2 protein-coding genes are annotated in these 1,844 nt (G+C 72.6%); both read left to right on the top strand.

Going from position 1 to position 1,844, the window contains the following annotated elements; all coding sequences use genetic code 11:
- Positions 1-189 precede the first annotated feature (189 nt).
- The gene (locus ACR9ZG_RS18755; RefSeq protein ID WP_481286357.1) at positions 190-972 is read left to right on the top strand and encodes a PspA/IM30 family protein; all 783 of its coding nucleotides are present in this window, start codon (positions 190-192) and stop codon (positions 970-972) included.
- On the top strand, positions 969-1,844 hold an 876-nt coding region (locus tag ACR9ZG_RS18760), incomplete at its 3' end, for an arginase family protein (RefSeq protein WP_481286358.1). The genes ACR9ZG_RS18755 and ACR9ZG_RS18760, both read left to right, overlap by 4 nt.

The raw sequence follows: 1,844 nt of genomic DNA on the forward strand, positions 1-1,844 counted from the left end.
GGGGTATGTTCGGCGGCGGTGGCGGCTTCGGCGGAGGCGGCGGCTTCAGCCCCGGCAGCTTCGGCGGCGGGGGCACCCGCGGACGACGCGGTGGAGGCCGCTTCTGACGGGTTCCCGGCACGGATTCTCTCAGACTTCTCGAATGCGACGATCAGCGCCTCCGGCGGGGGCGGGACGAAAGGAAGAGCAATGGCAAAGCAGTCGATCTTCGGCCGCATCTCACAGCTGCTGAAGGCGAACATCAACTCCCTCCTCGATCAGGCCGAGGACCCGGAGAAGATGCTCGACCAGATGGTCCGCGACTTCACGAACAGCATCGCCGACGCCGAGAGCGCGATCGCCGAGACCATCGGCAACCTGCGCCTGATGGAGGACGACCACCGCGAAGACGTGGAGGCCGCCGCCGAGTGGGGTCGCAAGGCGCTGGCCGCCAGCACGCAGGCCGACAAGTACCGCGCCGCGGGCGACGCGGCGAACGCCGACAAGTTCGACAACCTGGCGAAGGTCGCGCTGCAGCGGCAGATCTCCTCCGAGAACGAGGCCAAGGCCGCGGAGCCGCAGATCGCCTCGCAGACCGAGGTGGTCGAGAAGCTCAAGTCCGGCCTCAACGGCATGAAGGAGAAGCTGGAGCAGCTCAAGAGCAAGCGCTCGGAGCTGATCGCGCGCGCCAAGAGCGCCCAGGCGCAGTCGCAGGTGATGGACGCGGTCAAGAGCATCGACATCCTCGACCCCACCAGCGAGGTCTCGCGCTTCGAGGAGAAGATCAAGCGCGAGGAGGCCCGCGTGCGCGGCGCCCAGGAGCTCGCCGCCTCCAGCCTCGACGCCCAGTTCAACGACCTCGACGACCTCGGCGAGATGACCGAGGTGGAGGCGCGGCTCGCCGCGCTCAAGTCCGGCGGCGCGCAACCCGCGGTCGAGGCGGGGTCCGGCGCCGAGGCTTCCCCGTCCGCTCCGTACACGCCGGGTCAGTGAGCGCCTCCTTCCTCGTCGTCCCGCAGTGGCAGGGCTCGGGGTCGTCGCGCGCGATGCGCCTGATCGACGGCGCCGACGCGATCCGCGGCGACCTCCCCGCCACCGCGACGCACCTCGTCCCGGTGCCGGCGTCGGCCGGCGAGACCCTGGGGACCGGGGTGAACCGCTTCTCGTCGCTGACGGCGGTGCGCGATCTGGCGCTGGCGGAGCTGGCGCTGCTCGAGCCTCCCGTCGTCACGATCGGCGGCGACTGCGCGGCCGACCTGGCGAGCGTGCAGCACGCGGTCGCCGCCCATCCTGCCGCCGACGTGGCGGTCGTGTGGTTCGACGCGCACGCCGACATCAACGATGTGGAGTCCTCCCCCTCCGGCGCGTTCCACGGCATGGTCGTGCGCGCGCTGCTCGGCGACGCGCCGGACGGGCTCGCCTCCAGCGGCGACGCCCTGCTGCGCCCCGCCCAGCTGGTGCTGGCCGGGACCCGCGCGCTCGACGACGGCGAGTCCGCCTACCTCGACAGCGCCGGCGTCCGGCTCGTCGGAGCGGGCGAGCTGCCCGATCCCGAGGCGATCGTGCGGGCGGTGGAGGCGACGGGGGCGTCCGCGGTCTACGTGCACGTCGACCTGGACGTGCTCGACCCGTCGGCGATCGACGGGATCGGCTACCCCGAGCCGTTCGGGATCACGCCGGAGGCGCTCTGCGACGCGATCCGCGCGCTGCGGTCGCGGTTCGAGCTGGCCGGGGCCGCCGTGACGGAGTGCGCGCCGGAGTCGACGGAGGCGGCGGGTCGCGACCTGCCCGTCATCCTGCGGATCCTCGGGGCGATGACGGCGCCGCTCGGGCGGGGTGGGTCGGCGGCGGGCGGCGCCGTCATC

Source organism: Leifsonia sp. KNZ12-8B, from assembly GCF_056755495.1.